1 protein-coding gene is annotated in these 1,659 nt (G+C 43.5%); it reads left to right on the top strand.

Annotated features, from left to right (window positions below):
- Positions 1-135 precede the first annotated feature (135 nt).
- Positions 136-1,506 (top strand): ISNCY family transposase, encoded by a 1,371-nt coding sequence (locus DFR60_RS30110; protein ID WP_110326992.1) that lies wholly within the window; start codon positions 136-138, stop codon positions 1,504-1,506.
- Positions 1,507-1,659: the final 153 nt, after the last annotated feature.

Below are 1,659 nucleotides of genomic sequence, written 5' to 3' on the forward strand. Positions count from 1 at the left end.
TATGACTGATTTATGATAATGTCCTTATATACCACACGTAATTATGTCCCAGCCTAATGCATGATGTGGTATACTTATCCCTCATGACTATAAGACAGAATGAGGAGACTTGCTATGAGAAAGGTATCATTATCAATGAACGCACTAGAGAAATTCGAGATTATTAAACGAGCAGCGGACGGACATATAACAAAGAATACTGCCGCTGTAAAGATTGGCTGCACCGCGAGACATGTCAGCCGCCTGTTAATTACCTATCGTACAAAAGGCAAAGCCGGCTTCCTTCATGGTAATACCGGACGCAGGCCAGCCCATGCATTCTCAGAAGAGTTTAAGCAGGAAATTGTATCCCTTTATAACCGCAAGTACTGGGATACTAACTTCACTCACTGCTGTGAGCTGCTTTTACGCAATGACTCCATCCGTATTTCCCCTTCCTCCCTGCGTAAGATTCTCTACAACGAATTCGTCCTCTCTCCCAGGGCGAACCGGCGTACACGCAAGCAGATGAATAAACTTCTGCAGGATATACACAAGGCGGCAAAGACAAAAAAGGAAAAGGCCCTCATTGAAGCCAGTATTGTTAATCTCTCCGAGGCACATTCCCGGAGACCCCGCTGCGCTTTTCTGGGCGAAATGCTCCAGATGGATGCTTCTCTGCATCTTTGGTTTGGCGGCTGCAAGTCTCAGCTTCATGTTGCCATTGATGACTGCACTGGCAGGATTGTAGGAGCTTATTTCGACCATCAGGAGACTCTGAATGGGTATTACCATGTCCTGCACCAGATCCTTATCAATTATGGCATTCCAAACATGTTCTATACGGATAACCGTACTGTTTTTGAGTATAAAAACAAAAAAATGAAGGAAATCGGCAAGGATACCTTCACACAATTCAGTTATGCATGTAAACAGTTGGGGATTGAAATCAGGACAACCAGTGTGGCCCAGGCCAAAGGACGGGTGGAACGGCTTTTCCAGACCTTACAGTCACGCCTTCCAGCCGAATTACGGCTGAAAGGCATCACCACCATAGACGAAGCAAATGTATTCTTGAACTCCTACATAAAAGAATACAACGCAAGATTTGCGCTTCCCGTCCATCATAGCAAATCTGTCTTCGTAATGCAACCGGATTCTGATATAATCAACCAGACTCTGGCTATACTGACCCCACGAAGGGTGGATAACGGACACTGCATCAAGTATCAAAACAAGTATTATAAAACCATGGATTCGAACGGGCTGCAGGTTCATTATCACAAGGGAGTAAAAGGGCTGGTGATAGAGACCTTTACAGGAGAACTCCTGTTTAGTACAAAGGACCGGGTCTATGCTTTGGATGAGATTCCGCTGCATGAACAAACCTCTAAAAACTTTGACTTCAAAGAAATGACAGAGAAACCCAGAAAACGAAACATACCGTCTCCGAAACATCCATGGAGGGACAGCACATTTCTGAAACATGTCCCTTATGATTATTTTCCGAACGGAGTGCCCGCATAGGCGTAATATGATACTTTATGATTTAAAAAACAGCTTCTTATTGAAAGAGGCTTAGTTGTAATACCCAAATATAAGTTTATCATTAGAATAAGCACCGGCAGAACCGGTGCTCATCATTAAACTTTTTAAGGACATTTTCAAAAATGATTGACA

This window comes from Hungatella effluvii (genome assembly GCF_003201875.1).
GTDB classification, from domain to species: domain Bacteria; phylum Bacillota; class Clostridia; order Lachnospirales; family Lachnospiraceae; genus Hungatella; species Hungatella effluvii.